The 18,766-nt window shown below is 62.2% G+C and carries 14 protein-coding genes and 1 tRNA gene; 13 read left to right on the plus strand and 2 right to left on the minus strand.

Annotated features, from left to right (window positions below; translation table 11 throughout):
- The first annotated feature begins 212 nt into the window (after window positions 1-212).
- From tuf to FJ960_RS01275, 13 genes are all read left to right on the plus strand, one after another.
- Window positions 213-1,388, plus strand: coding sequence for an elongation factor Tu (gene tuf, locus FJ960_RS01215; protein ID WP_013895701.1), 1,176 nt, complete (start codon window positions 213-215; stop codon window positions 1,386-1,388).
- Window positions 1,389-1,549: 161 nt separating this feature from the next.
- Window positions 1,550-3,211: a hypothetical protein gene (locus tag FJ960_RS01220; RefSeq protein ID WP_140711501.1), complete on the plus strand. Its 1,662-nt coding sequence runs from the start codon at window positions 1,550-1,552 to the stop codon at window positions 3,209-3,211.
- Between the two features lie 93 nt (window positions 3,212-3,304).
- Window positions 3,305-3,787 carry a group II truncated hemoglobin gene (locus FJ960_RS01225; RefSeq protein WP_140711502.1) on the plus strand — a complete coding sequence of 161 codons (483 nt, stop codon included), beginning with the start codon at window positions 3,305-3,307 and terminating at the stop codon, window positions 3,785-3,787.
- Between the two features lie 239 nt (window positions 3,788-4,026).
- Window positions 4,027-4,102, plus strand: a tRNA-Trp gene (locus tag FJ960_RS01230).
- Between the two features lie 357 nt (window positions 4,103-4,459).
- Window positions 4,460-4,663 (plus strand): preprotein translocase subunit SecE, encoded by a 204-nt coding sequence (gene secE, locus FJ960_RS01235; protein WP_027146633.1) that lies wholly within the window; start codon window positions 4,460-4,462, stop codon window positions 4,661-4,663.
- A 27-nt stretch (window positions 4,664-4,690) separates the two neighbouring features.
- Window positions 4,691-5,218, plus strand: coding sequence for a transcription termination/antitermination protein NusG (gene nusG, locus FJ960_RS01240; protein WP_015317996.1), 528 nt, complete (start codon window positions 4,691-4,693; stop codon window positions 5,216-5,218).
- Window positions 5,219-5,393: 175 nt separating this feature from the next.
- Window positions 5,394-5,822 (plus strand): 50S ribosomal protein L11, encoded by a 429-nt coding sequence (gene rplK / locus FJ960_RS01245; RefSeq protein ID WP_010909262.1) that lies wholly within the window; start codon window positions 5,394-5,396, stop codon window positions 5,820-5,822.
- 4 nt (window positions 5,823-5,826) lie between these two features.
- The gene (gene rplA / locus FJ960_RS01250) at window positions 5,827-6,525 is read left to right on the plus strand and encodes a 50S ribosomal protein L1 (RefSeq protein WP_027146632.1); all 699 of its coding nucleotides are present in this window, start codon (window positions 5,827-5,829) and stop codon (window positions 6,523-6,525) included.
- A 410-nt stretch (window positions 6,526-6,935) separates the two neighbouring features.
- Complete coding sequence (gene rplJ / locus FJ960_RS01255) at window positions 6,936-7,454, plus strand: 50S ribosomal protein L10 (protein WP_140711503.1); 519 nt, start codon at window positions 6,936-6,938, stop codon at window positions 7,452-7,454.
- 54 nt (window positions 7,455-7,508) lie between these two features.
- Window positions 7,509-7,886: a 50S ribosomal protein L7/L12 gene (rplL, locus tag FJ960_RS01260; RefSeq protein WP_027146630.1), complete on the plus strand. Its 378-nt coding sequence runs from the start codon at window positions 7,509-7,511 to the stop codon at window positions 7,884-7,886.
- Between the two features lie 265 nt (window positions 7,887-8,151).
- Window positions 8,152-12,288 (plus strand): DNA-directed RNA polymerase subunit beta, encoded by a 4,137-nt coding sequence (gene rpoB, locus FJ960_RS01265; protein WP_027146629.1) that lies wholly within the window; start codon window positions 8,152-8,154, stop codon window positions 12,286-12,288.
- A 130-nt stretch (window positions 12,289-12,418) separates the two neighbouring features.
- On the plus strand, window positions 12,419-16,615 hold the full coding sequence (gene rpoC, locus FJ960_RS01270) for a DNA-directed RNA polymerase subunit beta' (protein ID WP_027146628.1): 4,197 nt from the start codon (window positions 12,419-12,421) through the stop codon (window positions 16,613-16,615).
- An 82-nt stretch (window positions 16,616-16,697) separates the two neighbouring features.
- A complete protein-coding gene (locus FJ960_RS01275) occupies window positions 16,698-17,363 on the plus strand; it encodes an O-methyltransferase (RefSeq protein WP_140711504.1) in 666 nt (221 codons plus the stop codon).
- 22 nt (window positions 17,364-17,385) lie between these two features.
- Here FJ960_RS01275 and FJ960_RS01280 read toward each other — a convergent pair whose 3' ends face one another.
- Together FJ960_RS01280 and FJ960_RS01285 are read right to left on the minus strand one after the other, a co-directional pair.
- The gene (locus FJ960_RS01280) at window positions 17,386-18,309 is read right to left on the minus strand and encodes a Gfo/Idh/MocA family oxidoreductase (protein ID WP_181166172.1); all 924 of its coding nucleotides are present in this window, start codon (window positions 18,307-18,309) and stop codon (window positions 17,386-17,388) included.
- A gap of 144 nt (window positions 18,310-18,453) precedes the next feature.
- Window positions 18,454-18,735, minus strand: a complete 282-nt coding sequence (locus FJ960_RS01285) for a transcriptional regulator (protein ID WP_127277968.1) — start codon at window positions 18,733-18,735, stop codon at window positions 18,454-18,456.
- Window positions 18,736-18,766: the final 31 nt, after the last annotated feature.

An 18,766-nucleotide genomic window follows, 5' to 3' on the forward strand; every position in this document is an offset into this window, starting at 1 on the left:
CCCCGGAATCCTCCGATTGTTCCGTCGGACCTTCGCCCATTCCCTTTTCAACGGCGGGACCCTATATCAGCGCCAATCCCCGCAATCGGATCATGGGTTCTGGCCGAGTGAGATGGCGTCCGGGCAAAAGACGCTTGTGTTTTTTGGCCTTTCTCGCTAATCGCCCCGCATTCGACTGAACTGAAGGTCCAGGCCGTCCAAGGAAAGAGACTATGGCAAAAGGTAAATTCGAGCGCACTAAGCCTCATGTGAACATCGGCACGATTGGTCACGTCGACCATGGCAAGACGTCGCTGACGGCTGCGATCACCAAGTATTTTGGCGAATACAAGCGCTATGACCAGATCGACGCGGCGCCGGAAGAGAAGGCGCGCGGCATCACGATCTCGACGGCTCACGTCGAATACGAGACGGCCAACCGCCACTACGCGCATGTCGACTGCCCCGGCCACGCCGACTATGTGAAGAACATGATCACCGGTGCCGCGCAGATGGACGGTGCGATCCTGGTCGTGTCGGCCGCCGACGGCCCGATGCCGCAGACCCGCGAGCACATCCTGCTTGCCCGTCAGGTCGGCGTGCCGTCGATCGTGGTGTTCCTGAACAAGGTCGACCAGGTCGACGACGCCGAGCTGCTCGAACTGGTCGAGCTCGAGGTTCGCGAACTTTTGTCGAAGAACGAATTCCCCGGCGACGACATTCCGATCGTCAAGGGTTCGGCGCTGGCAGCGCTTGAGGATTCGAACAAGACGATCGGCGAGGACGCGATCCGCGAGCTGATGGCTCAGGTCGACGCCTACATCCCGACGCCGGTTCGTCCGCTCGACAAGCCGTTCCTGATGCCGATCGAGGACGTGTTCTCGATCTCGGGCCGTGGCACGGTCGTGACCGGCCGCGTCGAGCGCGGCGTGGTCAAGGTCGGCGAGGAGCTGGAAATCATCGGCATCCGTCCGACGACCAAGACGACCTGCACGGGCGTGGAAATGTTCCGCAAGCTGCTCGATCAGGGCCAGGCCGGCGACAACATCGGCGCGCTGCTGCGCGGCGTCGACCGTGAAGGTGTCGAGCGCGGCCAGGTTCTGGCGAAGCCCGGCACGGTGAAGCCGCACAAGAAGTTCGTGGCCGAAGCCTACATCCTGACCAAGGACGAAGGTGGCCGTCACACGCCGTTCTTCACCAACTACCGTCCGCAGTTCTACTTCCGCACGACCGATGTGACCGGCATCGTATCGCTGCCGGAAGGCACCGAGATGGTGATGCCCGGCGACAACATCACGGTCGATGTCGAGCTGATCGTGCCGATCGCCATGGAAGAGAAGCTGCGCTTCGCCATCCGTGAAGGCGGCCGCACCGTCGGTGCCGGCATCGTCGTCACCATCAAGGAATAATCGAGACCGGCTCTGCCGGATCGAGGAAAGGGCGGTCTTCGGGCCGCCCTTTTTCGTTTACTTGCGCTTGGCAGCGCAAGTATTGCCAGGGTCGGTTCAAACCTGTTGCAAGCGCCATGGCTGCAACTAGTATAGGTTGCACTGAGGGAGCTTTGCCAACAGTGGTTCCAAGGCGCTGTTTTGATGGGAAGGCATGGCGGTTGTGGGCACTGGTTTGCCTCGTCGTCGTTATGCTGCTGCCTGTTCTGACAGCGCGAGCGGAGGATGGGCCTCCCGACATCCCGCCCATGCGCTTCGTCGTCGTGCGCAGCAACGCTCCGGGATGCGAACCCAACTGTCCTGAGTGGATATCGGCGGACGGCACCATCGCCGCGGGCACGCCGGCGCTCCTCAAACGCACGCTCAAGGCGCTCAAGGGAAGGCAATTGCCGGTGGTCGTCAATTCGCCTGGCGGTAATGTCGATGCGGCGCTGGCACTTGGCCGGATGATCCGCAAGAACAAGCTCGATGTGGCCGTCGGCGTGACGGTTTTTTCCGGTGGTCAGCCGGAAATTGAGAACTACAAGAGCAACAAGGGCAACAAGGGCAAGAGCGCCGACTATTTCGGGATAGTCCATGACGACGGAGCCATGTGCAATTCGGCCTGTCCGCTGATGTTTTCCGGCGGTGTCCGCCGCGTGATCGGAGATTTCGGCTATCTCGGCGTCCACCAGATCACCACCATATATCACCGGGAAAAACTGCTCTACCGGACCACGTACCGGATCGTGAACGGCAAGAAGAAGATCATCAGCACCAAGGTGGTCAGCCGTAAAAGCGCAGGCAGCTACAAAACCTACGAGATGAGCAGGGCCGTCGAGAAGACGCTTTCGGCGTACCTGAGGGAAATGGGGATAGGCGACGGCGTGCTGGAAATCATGAAGGCTACGCCGGCCAGCGAGATTCGTCAGATTCCGCTCGACGCCATGTTGACGATGAAGCTGGTCACCAGCCGGGACGCAGTGGATGTGTTGACCACGGCAAGCCTCTGCGGGCTTGGCCAGCCGGCCACGAACTGCCGGGAAATAGCTGGATCTGCAAACAAGACGACGCCGTCGGCCACCCTCAAGCCCATGATTGCCGTACCGGTTCAACCGGACGCCGCGAAGGCCGGCGGGGACATGCGCTTTGTCGTGGTTCGCGGCAGCAATCCGCTGTGCAACCCCGATTGTCCGGAATGGATATCGGCGGAAGGTGCGATCACCGGCCAGACGCCGCAGAAGCTGCGGCAGTTGCTGGCCACGCTTGGCAATCGGCGACTGCCTATCGTCATCAGTTCACGCGGAGGCGACCTGTCCAGCGCTCTCGCAATGGGACGACTTGTCCATGAAAGAAAGCTCGACATAGCCGTTGCCCGGACAGATTTCGTCGACTGCGACCCCGGCGTGTGGAATTGCCTCGCCACCGAAGGAGCCTATGCCGGATTGAGCATCGATGCGGGGGCGGAGTGCGATTCTGCCTGTGCGCTCGTGTTTGCCGGCGGCGCCAGACGGCTTGTCGGTCCCCGGGCGCGGCTCAGCCTGTATCCGATGGGACAGAAGCTGGTGGTCAAGGCGTATCTCGACGAAATGGCGATCGGTCCTGCTCTGTTCGCCGCGGTCGAGCGACGCTCGGCCAAGGGGCAACTTGACGCAGACATGATGCGCAGGGTTGGACTGACAACGGGACCGCAATCGGTCGACGCGTTGACCGGCTCCACGATTTGCAAGGCCGTTGCCAAGCCCGACAATTGCCGAGGCCTGCCAGCCGCCAATGCACAGGCCGACGCACCTGCCAGGCTGTAGAGCACGGCGCCGTCGAAACTGCCCATCGAGGCAGGTTGAGCCATATCCGATTTCCGCTATCGTCGCGGCCGCGGGGCCGGCGAAGGATCAAGAATGAGCCAGGACGTTCCGACACTCTACGAATGGGCCGGCGGCGCCGAGGCGCTGAACCGGCTGACGCAAACCTTCTATGACAAGGTGGCACAAGACCCGGTCGTTGGCCCGGTGTTCAAACATATGTCGCCGGATCACCCCGCCCATGTCGCCGCCTTCATCGGCGAGGTCTTCGGCGGACCGAAAACCTACAGCCAAAACTTTGGCGGCCATCGCGAAATGGTCATGCATCATCTGGGCAAGCATTTGACCGAGGAGCAGCGCCGCCGCTGGATCAATCTTCTCGCCGACGCGGCGGATGAGGTTGGTTTGCCGGACGATCCCGAATTCCGTTCCGCCTTCATGGGCTACATCGAATGGGGATCGCGGCTGGCCAAGATGAATTCCAATCTCGGCGAGACCTGCGATCCCGAGACCGAACCGATGCCCGCCTGGGGCTGGGGCGTGCCCGGCGGGCCGTACCGGGTGCCGGACGAAAAATAGCTACCGGTTGCCGGGGAGGTGGATGACCGGTGCCGCAGATGCCAAGGTCGTGCGCCGGCGCGAGTGGGATGGAACGGGCTTCGAACATCTTGTGCCGCGGGGGGCAGGCGGGGCGGTTTCTGGCTGAGTTGCCGACTATCCCGATTTCTGGCGCAGGGTTAAGGCATGTTTGCTTGCAAACCGCTCTTTACAGAGCGTGCGGAAGCTTTTAGGAAGCGCCTGCGCCGAGGCGCACGTGTACGGGCATAGCTCAGTTGGTAGAGCGGCGGTCTCCAAAACCGCAGGTCGTAGGTTCGAGCCCTGCTGCCCGTGCCATTTTCCAAGATGGCATCACAACGATTTTGCAGGCGGCCTTTGAAAATCGGTGACCCGCTTGCCATATTAGGCTCATTGGGGCATAAAGGTGCCATAGCCGGAACGGAACGACTGGATGGTTCCGAGGCGGCGTTTGGTCATAAAGCGGACACTTGCCACTTGCGTGGATCAAGAATCGGTTTTATGTAGACGAAACAGACACGCGACGCGTGAAGCTGGGAAGCCGGCTTTACGCGTCTGATTTGCATGGGCGAAATGATTGCGCTGATTCGGCGCGAGATTGGGCTCAGGCGGCACGTCCCGGCCAGCGGGATCATCCAGGGGACCCGGCCAACGGGTCTTGAAGACAGGCGGCATATGGCTTCGAAAACCACAAATCCTTTCGTCTTTCTCCAGCAGGTGCGCGCGGAGACAGCCAAGGTGACTTGGCCGTCGCGCCGCGAGACGATGATCTCGACGATCATGGTCCTGGCCTTCGCTGTGATCGCGATGATCTTCTTCTTCACCGCCGATCAGCTCATGGGCCTCGCGGTCGAGCAGATTCTGGGCATTGGACGCTAAGTCCGGCGATTAGGAGAAGTCGTAAAAATGGCTACGCGCTGGTACATAGTCCACGCCTATTCGAACTTCGAGAAGAAGGTTGCCGAGGACATCGAGAACAAGGCCAAGCAGAAGGGTCTGTCCGCCGATATCGAGCAGATCGTGGTGCCGACCGAGAAGGTCGTCGAGGTTCGTCGCGGCCGTAAGGTCGACGCCGAGCGCAAGTTCTTCCCGGGCTACGTGCTCTTGAAGGCTAATTTGACCGACGCCGTGTTCTCGCTGGTCAAGAACACGCCGAAGGTCACCGGTTTCCTCGGCGACTCCAAGCCGGTGCCGATCACCGAGGCGGAAGCGCAGCGCATCCTGAACCAGGTGCAGGAAGGCGTCGAGCGGCCGAAGCCCTCGGTCACCTTCGAGATCGGCGAGGCGATCCGCGTTTCGGATGGTCCCTTCGCGTCGTTCAACGGTTTCGTCCAGGAAGTGGACGAGGAGCGGGCGCGGCTCAAGGTGGAAGTTTCGATCTTCGGGCGCGCCGTGCCTGTCGATCTGGAATTCGGGCAGGTCGAAAAGGGCTGATCCGAAATCCCTGATGCCGGTCTGGCGATCAGGTGAGGCGGTGCGGCAACGCGCGGCCTTGAGAACGGTGGGAGGCGAAGGCGGCTTTAGCCGGCCGCAAGAACCGCACCACCAGACTGCAACCGCCGGTGTTTCCCAGATCGTGGGGCCGGCATAGACAAAGGCAGGAAAAGAGATGGCTAAGAAAATTGCAGGCCAGCTCAAGCTCCAGGTCTCCGCGGGATCGGCTACGCCGTCGCCCCCGATCGGCCCGGCGCTTGGTCAGCGCGGCATCAACATCATGGAGTTCTGCAAAGCGTTCAACGCGCAGACCCAGGAAATGGAAAAGGGATCGCCGGTTCCGGTCGTCATCACCTATTACCAGGACAAGTCGTTCACTTTCGTCATGAAGACGCCGCCGGTGAGCTACTTCCTGAAGAAGGCCGCGAACCTGAAGTCGGGCTCGAAGGAGCCGGGCAAGGTCAAGGCTGGTACCGTTTCGCGCGACAAGGTTCGCGAAATTGCGACCGCCAAGATGAAGGATCTGAACGCGAACGACGTCGAAGCGGCCATGCGTATGGTCGAGGGCTCGGCCCGCTCGATGGGTCTGGAAGTGGTGGGCTAAGATCATGGCAAAGATTGCAAAGCGTGTATCGAAGACCCGTGAAGGCATCGATCCCAACAAGGCTTACGCGCTCGGTGATGCGTTGAAGTTGCTCAAGGATCGCTCCTCGGTCAAGTTCGATGAGACCGTCGAAGTCGCCATGAACCTCGGCGTCGACCCGCGTCACGCGGACCAGATGGTCCGCGGCGTGGTCAACCTGCCGAACGGCACCGGCCGCTCGGTCCGTGTTGCCGTGTTCGCCCGTGGCGACAAGGCTGAAGAGGCCAAGGCCGCCGGTGCCGACATCGTCGGTGCCGAGGATCTGGTCGACATCGTCCAGAAGGGCACGATCGATTTCGATCGCTGCATTGCCACGCCGGACATGATGCCGCTCGTCGGCCGTCTCGGTAAGGTGCTCGGCCCGCGCGGCATGATGCCGAACCCGAAGGTCGGCACCGTCACCACCGACGTCGCCGCGGCCGTCAAGGCATCGAAAGGCGGCGCTGTCGAGTTCCGCGTCGAAAAGGCCGGCATCGTTCATGCCGGCGTCGGCAAGGTCTCGTTCGACGTCAAGGCGCTGGAAGAGAACATCCGTGCCTTCGCCGATGCGGTGACCAAGGCAAAGCCGACCGGCGCCAAGGGCAACTACGTCAAGAAGGTGTCTGTCACCTCGACGATGGGCCCGGGCCTCAAGCTCGACGTCTCGACGCTCGCCGCGTCATGATTGGACCATTTGGATCGGCCTCTCGAAGGCCGGTCCGTGACTGAATTCCGGGCCTTGGATTAATCCTGGGCCCGGTACCGGAAGCCGGAAGGCTTCCGGACATCCTGTCCGAGATTGCGGGCGGCCCGAACCTTGATTCAAGAGGAGGGCCTTAATTCATGTGGGCCTGCATGAGACGGGTGAAAACCGGACAACGGAGCAACAAGCTCCAATGAAAGGTTCGAACCGTGTTTGCCTTTTGTCTGCGCATCGCCGGCTTGGCCGTCGATGTGGCGAAAGGGGGCAGGATCCTCGAGCGTCGTTCGGGAGATCCGTTACTGGATGGCCCGGCCGGCAAAGGCAACCCGACGCCTGTCCTCGAAAATGGGAATGTTCCCATTAACGGGACTGGGGTCAACTGGAGATAGGCAGTGGACAGAGCGGAAAAACGCGAACTCGTCACGGGCCTGAATGATGCGTTTTCGGGCGCAGGTTCAGTCGTCGTGGCCCACTATGCCGGTATCACCGTCGCGCAAATGAACGACCTTCGGTCGAAAATGCGCGCCGCCGGTGGCACCGTTAAAGTCGCGAAGAACCGTCTCGCCAAAATCGCTCTTCAGGGCACGGACTCCGCATCGATCATCGACCTGTTCAAGGGACAGACGCTGATCGCCTATTCGGAGGATCCGATTGCGGCGCCGAAGGTCGCGTCCGATTTCGCCAAGGGGACTGACAAGCTCGTCATCCTCGGCGGCGCAATGGGCACCACCTCGCTCAACGCCGACGGTGTGAAGGCACTCGCCACACTTCCGTCGCTCGATGAGCTGCGCGCCAGGCTGGTTGGCATGATCGCCACGCCGGCAACCCGGATCGCCCAGATCGTCAATGCGCCAGCGGCCTCGGTCGCGCGCGTCATCGGCGCTTACGCCCGGAAGGACGAGGCGGCATGAGGCCGTTCCTCGCTATCAAAAACACACGTTCGAACCTAACGAAGGAATACAACAATGGCTGATCTCGCAAAGATCGTAGACGACCTTTCGAAGCTGACCGTCCTCGAGGCGGCTGAGCTGTCGAAGCTTCTGGAAGAAAAGTGGGGCGTTTCGGCTGCTGCTCCGGTCGCGGTTGCCGCTGCCGGCGGTGCTGCCGCTGCTGCTGCTCCCGTCGAGGAAAAGACGGAATTCGACGTCGTCCTCACCGACGCCGGCGCTCAGAAGATCAACGTCATCAAGGAAGTCCGCGCCATCACCGGTCTTGGCCTCAAGGAAGCCAAGGACCTGGTCGAAGCGGCTCCGAAGCCGGTCAAAGAAGCCGTTTCCAAGGCCGACGCCGACAAGTTCAAGGCCCAGCTGGAAGCAGCCGGCGCCAAGGTCGAGCTGAAGTAAGCGTATCAAGCGGCGGGCGGCCTCGCGCCGTCCGCCACTCCCTTGGGTGACAGGGGAGGCTGCGTGACGCGAGATGTACGAAAACCTCTTTCCTGAGGGCCGTAAACCGGCCTTCAGGAAACGGGTTTTCTCCCGTTTTAGCCGGTAACCGCCAAGCAATTGGAGAGGCGGCCGGAGAACAGACAGAGAGCCGCCGCCCAGGTGGCTCAGTATGCAAGACGAACCGCGGCGAGGTTCGTCCCGAGTTTAGAGCTAAGGAGCGACGATGGCCCAGACCCAGACTTTCAATGGCCGCAGACGCGTACGCAAATTTTTCGGAAAGATCCCGGAAGTTGCGGAGATGCCGAACCTCATCGAGGTCCAGAAGGCGTCCTATGACCAGTTCCTGATGGTGGACGAGCCCAAGGGCGGACGTCCCGACGAAGGGCTGCAGGCTGTTTTCAAGTCGGTCTTCCCGATCTCCGATTTTTCCGGCTCCTCCATGCTGGAGTTCGTGAAGTACGAGTTCGAAGGACCGAAATTCGACGTTGACGAATGCCGTCAGCGCGATCTGACCTATGCCGCGCCGCTGAAGGTGACGCTGCGCCTCATCGTGTTCGATATCGACGAGGATACCGGTGCCAAGTCGATCAAGGACATCAAGGAGCAGGACGTCTACATGGGCGACATGCCGCTCATGACGCTCAACGGCACCTTCATCGTCAACGGCACCGAGCGCGTCATCGTCTCGCAGATGCACCGCTCGCCGGGCGTCTTCTTCGACCATGACAAGGGCAAGTCGCACTCGTCGGGCAAGCTTCTGTTTGCCGCCCGCGTCATCCCCTACCGTGGCTCGTGGCTCGACATCGAGTTCGATTCCAAGGACGTCGTGCACGCCCGCATCGACCGCCGCCGCAAGATCCCCGTGACTTCGCTGCTGATGGCGCTCGGCATGGACGGCGAGGAGATCCTGTCGACGTTCTATAACAAGATCACCTATAAGCGCGCCGGCGACCATTGGCGCATTCCGTTCAACGTCGAGCGTTTCCGCGGCCTCAAGGCCGTCGGCGACCTGGTCGACGCCGACACCGGCGAGATCGTCGTCGAGGCGGGCAAGAAGATCACCGCCCGCCAGGCACGTCAGCTCGGCGAGAAGGGTCTCAAGGCGATCAAGGCGACCGACGAGGATCTGCTCGGCAACTACCTTGCCGAGGACATCGTCAACTATGCCACCGGCGAGATTTTCCTCGAGGCCGGCGACGAGATCGACGACAAGACGCTCAAGGTGCTGCTCGGCACCGGCGAGCAGGAGATCCAGGTCCTCGACATCGACCATGTCAATGTCGGCGCCTATATCCGCAACACGCTCGCCGTCGACAAGAACGAGAGCCGCCAGGACGCGCTGTTCGACATCTACCGTGTCATGCGCCCGGGCGAGCCGCCGACGCTCGAGACCGCCGAAGCCATGTTCAACTCGCTGTTCTTCGACAGCGAGCGCTACGACCTGTCTGCCGTCGGCCGTGTCAAGATGAACATGCGTCTCGAGCTCAAGGCCGAGGACACCGTGCGCGTGCTGCGCAAGGACGACATCCTGGCCGTGGTCAGGACGCTGGTCGAACTGCGTGACGGCAAGGGCGAGATCGACGATATCGACAATCTCGGCAACCGCCGCGTGCGTTCGGTCGGCGAGCTGATGGAGAACCAGTACCGCGTCGGCCTGCTTCGCATGGAGCGCGCGATCAAGGAACGCATGTCCTCGATCGAGATCGACACGGTCATGCCGCAGGACCTGATCAACGCCAAGCCGGCGGCAGCCGCCGTGCGCGAGTTCTTCGGTTCCTCGCAGCTGTCGCAGTTCATGGACCAGACCAATCCGCTGTCGGAGATCACCCACAAGCGTCGCCTGTCGGCGCTTGGACCGGGCGGCCTGACCCGCGAGCGCGCCGGCTTCGAAGTGCGCGACGTGCACCCGACGCATTACGGCCGCATCTGCCCGATCGAGACGCCGGAAGGCCCGAATATCGGTCTGATCAACTCGCTGGCGACCTTCGCGCGCGTCAACAAGTACGGCTTCATCGAAAGCCCGTACCGCAAGATCGTCGACGGCAAGCTGACCAATGACGTCGTCTATCTCTCGGCGATGGAAGAGGCCAAGCACCATGTCGCGCAGGCCAACGCCGAGCTCGACAAGAACGGCGGCTTCGTCGACGAGTTCGTCATTTGCCGCAGCGCCGGCGAAGTGATGATGGCGCCGCGCGAAAACGTCGACCTGATGGACGTGTCGCCCAAGCAGATGGTGTCCGTTGCCGCGGCGCTCATCCCGTTCCTCGAGAACGACGACGCCAACCGCGCTCTGATGGGCTCGAACATGCAGCGTCAGGCCGTGCCGCTGGTGCGCGCCGAGGCGCCGTTCGTCGGCACCGGCATGGAGCCGATCGTCGCCCGTGACTCAGGTGCCGCCATCGGCGCCCGTCGTGGCGGCATCGTCGACCAGGTGGACGCGACGCGTATCGTTATCCGCGCCACCGAGGATCTCGACCCGGGCAAGTCCGGCGTCGACATCTACCGGCTGATGAAGTTCCAGCGTTCGAACCAGAACACCTGCATCAACCAGCGTCCGCTGGTGCGTATGGGCGACCGGGTCAACAAGGGCGACATCATCGCCGACGGTCCGTCGACCGAGCTCGGTGATCTGGCGCTCGGCCGCAACGTGCTGGTCGCGTTCATGCCGTGGAACGGCTACAACTACGAGGACTCGATCCTGCTCTCCGAGCGTATCGTGGCCGACGACGTCTTCACCTCGATCCACATCGAGGAATTCGAGGTCATGGCCCGCGACACCAAGCTCGGTCCGGAGGAAATCACGCGCGATATTCCCAACGTCTCGGAAGAAGCGCTGAAGAACCTGGACGAAGCCGGCATCGTCTATATCGGTGCGGAAGTTCAGCCTGGCGACATCCTGGTCGGCAAGATCACGCCGAAGGGCGAGAGCCCGATGACGCCGGAAGAGAAGCTTCTGCGCGCCATCTTCGGTGAAAAGGCTTCCGACGTGCGCGACACTTCGATGCGCATGCCTCCGGGCACCTTCGGCACCGTCGTCGAGGTGCGCGTGTTCAACCGCCACGGTGTGGAGAAGGACGAGCGCGCCATGGCGATCGAGCGCGAGGAGATCGAACGCCTCGCCAAGGACCGTGACGACGAGCAGGCGATCCTGGATCGCAACGTCTATGCGCGTCTTTCCGACGTTCTCGTCGGCAAGGAAGCGATCGCTGGACCGAAGGGCTTCAAGAAGGGCTCTACGCTGTCCAAGGACACGCTCGACGAGTATCCGCGTTCGCAGTGGTGGCAGTTCGCGGTGGAGAACGAAAAGCTCCAGAGCGAACTGGAAGCCCTGCGTGGCCAGTACGACGATTCCAAGAAGGCGCTTGAGCAACGCTTCATGGACAAGGTCGAGAAGGTGCAGCGCGGCGACGAAATGCCTCCGGGCGTCATGAAGATGGTCAAGGTCTTCGTGGCGGTGAAACGCAAGATGCAGCCCGGCGACAAGATGGCCGGCCGTCACGGCAACAAGGGTGTCGTGTCGCGCATCGTTCCGGTCGAGGACATGCCTTTCCTCGAGGACGGCACGCATGCCGATATCGTGCTCAACCCGCTGGGTGTGCCGAGCCGCATGAATGTCGGCCAGATCCTGGAAACGCATCTGGGCTGGGCTTGTGCCGGCATGGGCAGGAAGATCGGCGAGCTGATCGACACGTATAAGGCTGCCGGCGATATCAAACCGCTGCGCAAGACGTTGGAAAGCTTCATGCCGGCCAATGACCGCAACGAGCCGGTCCGCGAGTATGACGACGAGAGCATCGTTCGCCTCAGCGAGCAGATGCGCCGCGGCGTCTCCATCGCGACCCCGGTGTTCGACGGCGCGCATGAGGCTGACATCAACATCATGCTGGAGCAGGCGGGCCTGCATACCAGCGGTCAGTCGCAGCTCTATGACGGCCGCACCGGCGAGCCGTTCGATCGCAAGGTGACGATGGGCTATATCTACATGCTCAAGCTTCACCACCTGGTGGACGACAAGATCCACGCGCGTTCGATCGGCCCGTACTCGCTCGTCACCCAGCAGCCGCTGGGCGGCAAGGCGCAGTTCGGTGGCCAGCGCTTCGGCGAAATGGAGGTCTGGGCGCTGGAAGCCTACGGCGCCGCCTACACGCTGCAGGAAATGCTGACGGTGAAGTCGGACGACGTCGCCGGCCGCACCAAGGTCTACGAGGCGATCGTGCGTGGCGACGACACGTTCGAGGCAGGCATTCCCGAGAGCTTCAACGTGCTCGTCAAGGAAATGCGGTCGCTTGGCCTCAATGTCGAGCTGGAGAACACCAAGCTCGACGAAGCTCCGGTTCGACTGCCGGACGCAGCCGAGTAACGGCTACGGCGCGTCGCGGAATGCCGCGGCGCGTCCACGAAATTCGACGGCCGGTGGGCCGACCACTCAGCGGGCATTCGGCCCGCGTTAGATGCAAGGGGTTTTCGAGGACCCCGAAAAGGAGAACGGCATGAACCAAGAGGTCATGAATCTCTTCAATCCGCAGGCGCCTGCGCAGGTGTTCGATTCCATCCGGATTTCGCTTGCCAGCCCTGAGAAGATTCTGTCCTGGTCGTTCGGCGAGATCAAGAAGCCGGAGACCATCAACTACCGCACCTTCAAGCCGGAGCGTGACGGTCTGTTCTGCGCGCGCATTTTTGGCCCGATCAAGGACTACGAATGCCTGTGCGGCAAGTACAAGCGCATGAAGTACAAGGGCGTCATCTGCGAGAAGTGCGGCGTCGAAGTCACACTGTCGCGCGTTCGCCGCGAGCGCATGGGCCATATCGAGCTGGCGGCACCCGTCGCCCATATCTGGTTCCTGAAGTCGCTGCCCTCGCGCATCGGCACGCTGCTCGACATGACGCTGAAGGACATCGAGCGCGTCCTCTACTTCGAGAACTACATCGTCACCGAGCCTGGCCTCACCGCGCTGAAGGAGCACCAGCTGCTCAGCGAGGAAGAGTACATGATCGCCGTCGACGAGTATGGCGAGGATTCGTTCACCGCCATGATCGGCGCCGAGGCCATTCATGACCTTCTGGCCGGCATGGACCTGGAGAAGATCGCCGGCGACCTGCGTTCGGAATTGGCTTCGACCACGTCCGAGCTGAAGCAGAAGAAATATCTGAAGCGGCTCAAGGTCGTCGAGAACTTCATGGAATCCGGCAACCGTCCGGAATGGATGATCATGAAGGTCGTTCCGGTGATCCCGCCGGACCTGCGCCCGCTGGTTCCCCTGGATGGTGGACGCTTCGCGACGTCCGACCTGAACGATCTCTATCGTCGCGTCATCAACCGCAACAACCGCCTGAAGCGGCTGATCGAGCTGCGGGCGCCGGGCATCATCGTGCGCAATGAAAAGCGCATGCTGCAGGAAGCCGTCGATGCGCTGTTCGACAACGGCCGTCGCGGCCGCGTCATCACCGGCGCCAACAAGCGTCCGCTGAAGTCGCTGTCCGACATGCTCAAGGGCAAGCAGGGCCGGTTCCGTCAGAACCTGCTCGGCAAGCGCGTCGACTATTCCGGCCGTTCGGTCATCGTCACCGGTCCGGAGCTCAAGCTGCATCAGTGCGGCCTCCCGAAGAAGATGGCGCTCGAACTGTTCAAGCCCTTCATCTACGCCCGTCTCGACGCCAAGGGTTACTCCTCGACGGTCAAGCAGGCGAAGAAGCTGGTCGAGAAGGAGCGTCCGGAAGTCTGGGATATCCTCGACGAGGTGATCCGCGAGCATCCGGTTCTCTTGAACCGCGCGCCGACGCTGCACCGCCTCGGCATCCAGGCGTTCGAGCCGATCCTGATCGAAGGCAAGGCGATCCAGCTTCACCCGCTGGTCTGCACGGCCTTCAACGCCGACTTCGACGGCGACCAGATGGCCGTTCACGTGCCGCTGTCGCTTGAAGCGCAGTTGGAAGCCCGCGTGCTGATGATGTCGACCAACAACATCCTGCACCCGGCCTCCGGCGCGCCGATCATCGTGCCGTCGCAGGACATGGTTCTGGGTCTCTACTACCTCTCGATCGTCAACCAGAACGAGCCGGGCGAGGGCATGGTGTTTGCCGATATGGGCGAACTCCAGCACGCGCTCGAGACCAAGGCCGTGACCTTGCACGCCAAGATCAAGGGCCGCTTCCGCACGGTCGACGCCGAAGGCAAGGTCGTGTCGAAGATCCATGACACCACGCCTGGCCGCATGATCATCGGCGAGCTCTTGCCGAAGAACGTCAATGTGCCTTACGAGACCGCCAACCAGGAGATGACCAAGAAGAACATCTCCAAGATGATCGACACCGTCTACCGCCATTGCGGTCAGAAGGAGACGGTCATTTTCTGCGATCGCATCATGGCGCTCGGCTTTGCTCATGCGTGCCGTGCCGGCATCTCGTTCGGCAAGGACGACATGCTGATCCCGGACACCAAGATCAAGCTGGTGTCGGACACCGAGGCCTTGGCCAAAGAGTACGAGCAGCAGTACAATGACGGCCTGATCACGCAGGGCGAAAAGTACAACAAGGTCGTCGACGCCTGGGCCAAGTGCTCGGAAAAGGTCGCCGACGAAATGATGGCCCGCATCAAGGCGGTCGAGTTCGAAGACAATGGCCGTCAGAAGCCGATGAACTCGATCTACATGATGTCGCACTCCGGGGCGCGTGGCTCGCCCACCCAGATGCGCCAGCTTGCCGGCATGCGCGGCCTGATGGCCAAGCCGTCGGGTGAAATCATCGAGACGCCGATCATCTCGAACTTCAAGGAAGGCCTGACCGTGCTCGAGTACTTCAACTCGACCCACGGCGCCCGCAAGGGTCTGGCCGACACCGCCTTGAAGACGGCGAACTCGGGTTACCTCACCCGTCGTCTGGTCGACGTGGCGCAGGACTGCATCGTCAACTCCGTGGATTGCGGCACCGACAAGGGCCTCACCATGCAGCCGATCGTCGATGCCGGTCAGGTTGTCGCTTCGGTCGGCCAGCGCGTGCTGGGCCGTACATCGCTCGACGATATCACCCATCCGGTGTCGGGCGAGGTTCTGGTCAAGGCCGGAACGCTCATGGACGAACGTGACGTCGAGCAGATCGAAAAGGCCGGCGTGCAGTCGGTCCGCATCCGCTCGGCCCTGACCTGTGAGGTCAGGATCGGCGTCTGCGCGGTCTGCTACGGACGCGATCTGGCCCGCGGCACCCCGGTCAACCAGGGCGAAGCCGTCGGCGTCATCGCGGCGCAGTCGATCGGCGAGCCGGGCACGCAGCTCACCATGCGCACCTTCCACATGGGCGGTACCGCGCAGGTGGTGGACAGCTCGTTCCTTGAAGCCTCCTATGAGGGCAAGGTCGAGATCCGCAACCGCAACGTGGTGCGCAACTCGGACGGCCAGCAGATGGTCATGGGCCGCAATATGGCGGTGCTGATCCTCGACGAAGCCGGCAAGGAGCGCGCGACGCACCGTGTCACCTATGGTTCACGCATCTTCGTGGACGATGGCGACAAGGTGAAGCGCGGTCAGCGTATCGCGGAGTGGGATCCCTATACCCGTCCTGTCCTCACTGAAATCGAGGGCAAGGTGTCGTATGAGGATCTGGTCGACGGCATTTCCGTTCAGGAAACGGCCGACGAGTCGACCGGCATCACCAAGCGTGAGGTCATCGACTGGCGGTCGACGCCGCGCGGCAACGACCTCAAGCCTGCGATTGCCATCCTGGACTCCAAGGGCAAGGTCGGCAAGCTGTCGAAGGGTGGCGATGCCCGCTTCCTGCTCTCGGTCGAGGCCATTCTCTCGGTCGAGCCGGGTTCCCAGGTTCGCCCCGGCGACGTCCTGGCGCGTATCCCGATGGAAAGCGCCAAGACCAAGGACATCACCGGCGGTCTGCCGCGTGTCGCCGAACTGTTCGAGGCACGTCGTCCGAAGGATCACGCCATCATCGCCGAGATCGATGGCACGATCCGCTTCGGCCGCGACTACAAGAACAAGCGCCGCATCATCATCGAGCCGCACGACTCGACGCTTGAGCCGGTCGAGTACCTGATTCCGAAGGGCAAGCCGTTCCATCTCCAGGACGGCGACGTCATCGAGAAGGGCGACTACATCCTCGACGGCAATCCGGCGCCGCACGACATCCTGGCGATCAAGGGCGTGGAGGCACTTGCTTCCTACCTCGTCAACGAGATCCAGGAAGTCTACCGCCTGCAGGGCGTGTCGATCAACGACAAGCACATCGAGGTGATCGTTCGCCAGATGCTGCAGAAGGTCGAGATCACGGTGCAGGGCGACTCGACCTACATCCCGGGCGATCATGTCGACGTGATTGAACTGGAAGAGGTCAACGAGCGTCTGGTCGAGGACGGCAAGAAGCCGGCCGAGGGCCAGCCGGTGCTGCTCGGCATCACCAAGGCATCGCTGCAGACGCCGTCCTTCATCTCGGCCGCCTCCTTCCAGGAGACGACCAGGGTGCTGACGGAAGCCGCGGTTGCCGGCAAGACCGACATGCTGCAGGGCTTGAAGGAAAACGTCATCGTCGGCCGGCTGATCCCGGCCGGTACCGGCGGCACGATGAGCCAGATCCGGCGCATCGCCACCTCGCGCGACGAACTCATCATCGACGAGCGCCGCAAGGCCTCCGGTGTGGAAGTCGCCGAGCCGATGCTGGCGGACATGACAACCGCCGCGCAGTAAGCGAGGCGGCAAAAATCTCAGGCAACAGAAGCCGTCGGGGCAACCCGGCGGCTTTTTCATTTCTATAATCGGAGGAAAACAGATGAGCACGAAGATCTGGACGGCTGCCGATAACTACATCGTCGCCTCGCTTTTCGAGGCGGATCCCGTTCTCGACGCGGTTCTGGCGGCCAACCGCGACAACGGCCTGCCGGCGATCGACGTCTCGGCGGCGCAAGGAAAACTGCTCTCGCTGCTGGTGCGCATCAGCGGCGCGAAGAAGGTGCTCGAGATCGGCACGCTGGGCGGCTATTCGACCATCTGGATGGCGCGGGGATTGCCCGCCGACGGCAAGGTCGTGACGCTCGAACTCGATCCGCACCATGCCAGCGTCGCGCGTTCGAATTTCGTGCGGGCAGCAGTTGCGGACCGTGTGGAATTGCGCGTCGGCCCGGCGCTCCAGTCGCTTGCAGCACTGGGTGGCGAGAACGCCGGTCCGTTCGACCTCATCTTCATAGATGCCGACAAGCCGAACAACCCGAACTATCTGTCCTGGGCCTTGCGGCTATCGCGCTCCGGAACGATCATCATCTGCGATAACGTCATCCGTGACGGTGCCGTGCTGGATGAGGATGGTCGCGATGCCAATGTCGAAGGCGCACGCGCGGCGTTTTCCTTCATCGGCGGCGACAAACGGCTGGACGGCACCGCCATCCAGACCGTGGGCGCCAAGGGCTATGACGGGTTTGCCATCGCCATTGTCGACTGAGGCCAGGCGCGCCGGGCGATCGTCAGTCGAAAAACGCCTCGACCACGTTGCGCTTGCCGAGCATGAAGGCGTCGGCGACGTGCTGGAGCGGCGCCAGGTCCACGTCCGATACGCCGGCGTGCACGATCTCGGCAAAACGCCGGTAGAGCATCGGATATTCCGCTTCCGGCTCCTGGTGTACGACACTGCCGTCGACGGCGAGTTTCGAGCCGCCACCCGAGAGCACCATCTGTCCAGCATCCGTGTCGGCCAGGATGTCCCAGCTCTGCGGTCCGGTCTGCAACCAGTCGAGGTCCATCGTCACATCAGATCCGTTCGCGGCGCGGAAGGCGACCTGGGCCGCGATCGGCGCATCACGGTTCTCGGGAAAATCGAGCACGGCCGAAGTGATGTACATGGCCGGCAGGATGTAGGTTGCGATCGACAGCGCGTTGATACCGGGATCGAAGACGCCGAAGCCGCCAGGCTGCCAGATCCAGTCCTGATTCGGATGCCAGCGCCGTACATCTTCCTTCCAGACGATCGCCGCCGATTTGATTTTAGTCGAAGCCAGGAATGTCCGTGCGGCTTCCACCGCCGGCGCGTATCGCGAGTGCCAGCTGGCGAACAAAGAGACGCCTTGTTTCGTCGCGAACGCCTTCAGGTCCTCGACTTCGCTGACCGTGGCACCCGGAGGCTTTTCCAGGAAGACGTGCTTTCCGGCCTCGAGCGCCTTGCGCGCGGCGTCATAGCGGAACTGCGGCGGCATGCACAGCGACACGGCGTCGAGTTCGGGAACCGCGCCAAGCATCGTCTCAATATCAGGGTAATTCGCGATGCCGTCGACCTTGCCGTGCCGGCTGGCCGCCGCGATCAGCTGGTAGTCCCGATCCTTGGCCAGTGCCGGAAGGTGTTGGTCGCGGACGATCTTGCCGACGCCGACAATGCCGATTCTTATGGGCGAGATGGATGAGGACATGAGGCTCCGCCGGGTTTGGACGACTGCGCGTCTCTTAGCAGATCGGACATGACGGGCAAGCACCGGCCATGCCAGTTATCCGAACGAATCGGCACTGCGGCCCAGGGCAGGTGAGGGGCATCACGCTTGCGATCAGATCGGAACGTCGAAGGTCACTATCGACACTTCGCCTTCGAGCGCGCCCTGAAAGGCCGAAAGATGCGGCTCATCGTCGGGCTCGCCCTCCATGTCGCCGATCTGGTCGAGTTCGGCTTCGGCATAGCCTTCCGCCGCGAGCGATTCGAGCGCGCGGCGCACCGCCGAATCGTCATCGGGCGCCACCAGCATGACATGCACGCCTTCCGGCTTGCCGCCTTTCTTCTTCCACACCCGGCCGGTGATGATGGTGACCGGGCGTTCTTCATTGTCGTTCACGGGCCGATTCCTCCGCGGCGAGGGATTGTCA

The sequence above is a fragment of the Mesorhizobium sp. B2-3-11 genome (assembly GCF_006442215.1).
GTDB lineage: Bacteria > Pseudomonadota > Alphaproteobacteria > Rhizobiales > Rhizobiaceae > Mesorhizobium > Mesorhizobium salmacidum.

Bases quoted from the DNA above. Each gene is read 5' to 3' on its own strand.
- rplK (WP_010909262.1), top strand. From the start codon at position 5,394: ATGGCTAAGAAAATTGCAGGCCAGCTCAAGCTCCAGGTCTCCGCGGGA.
- rpoC (WP_027146628.1), top strand. From the start codon at position 12,419: ATGAACCAAGAGGTCATGAATCTCTTCAATCCGCAGGCGCCTGCGCAG.
- FJ960_RS01275 (WP_140711504.1), top strand. From the start codon at position 16,698: ATGAGCACGAAGATCTGGACGGCTGCCGATAACTACATCGTCGCCTCG.
- FJ960_RS01225 (WP_140711502.1), top strand. From the start codon at position 3,305: ATGAGCCAGGACGTTCCGACACTCTACGAATGGGCCGGCGGCGCCGAG.
- rpoB (WP_027146629.1), top strand. From the start codon at position 8,152: ATGGCCCAGACCCAGACTTTCAATGGCCGCAGACGCGTACGCAAATTT.
- rplA (WP_027146632.1), top strand. From the start codon at position 5,827: ATGGCAAAGATTGCAAAGCGTGTATCGAAGACCCGTGAAGGCATCGAT.
- rplL (WP_027146630.1), top strand. From the start codon at position 7,509: ATGGCTGATCTCGCAAAGATCGTAGACGACCTTTCGAAGCTGACCGTC.
- secE (WP_027146633.1), top strand. From the start codon at position 4,460: ATGGCTTCGAAAACCACAAATCCTTTCGTCTTTCTCCAGCAGGTGCGC.
- nusG (WP_015317996.1), top strand. From the start codon at position 4,691: ATGGCTACGCGCTGGTACATAGTCCACGCCTATTCGAACTTCGAGAAG.
- tuf (WP_013895701.1), top strand. From the start codon at position 213: ATGGCAAAAGGTAAATTCGAGCGCACTAAGCCTCATGTGAACATCGGC.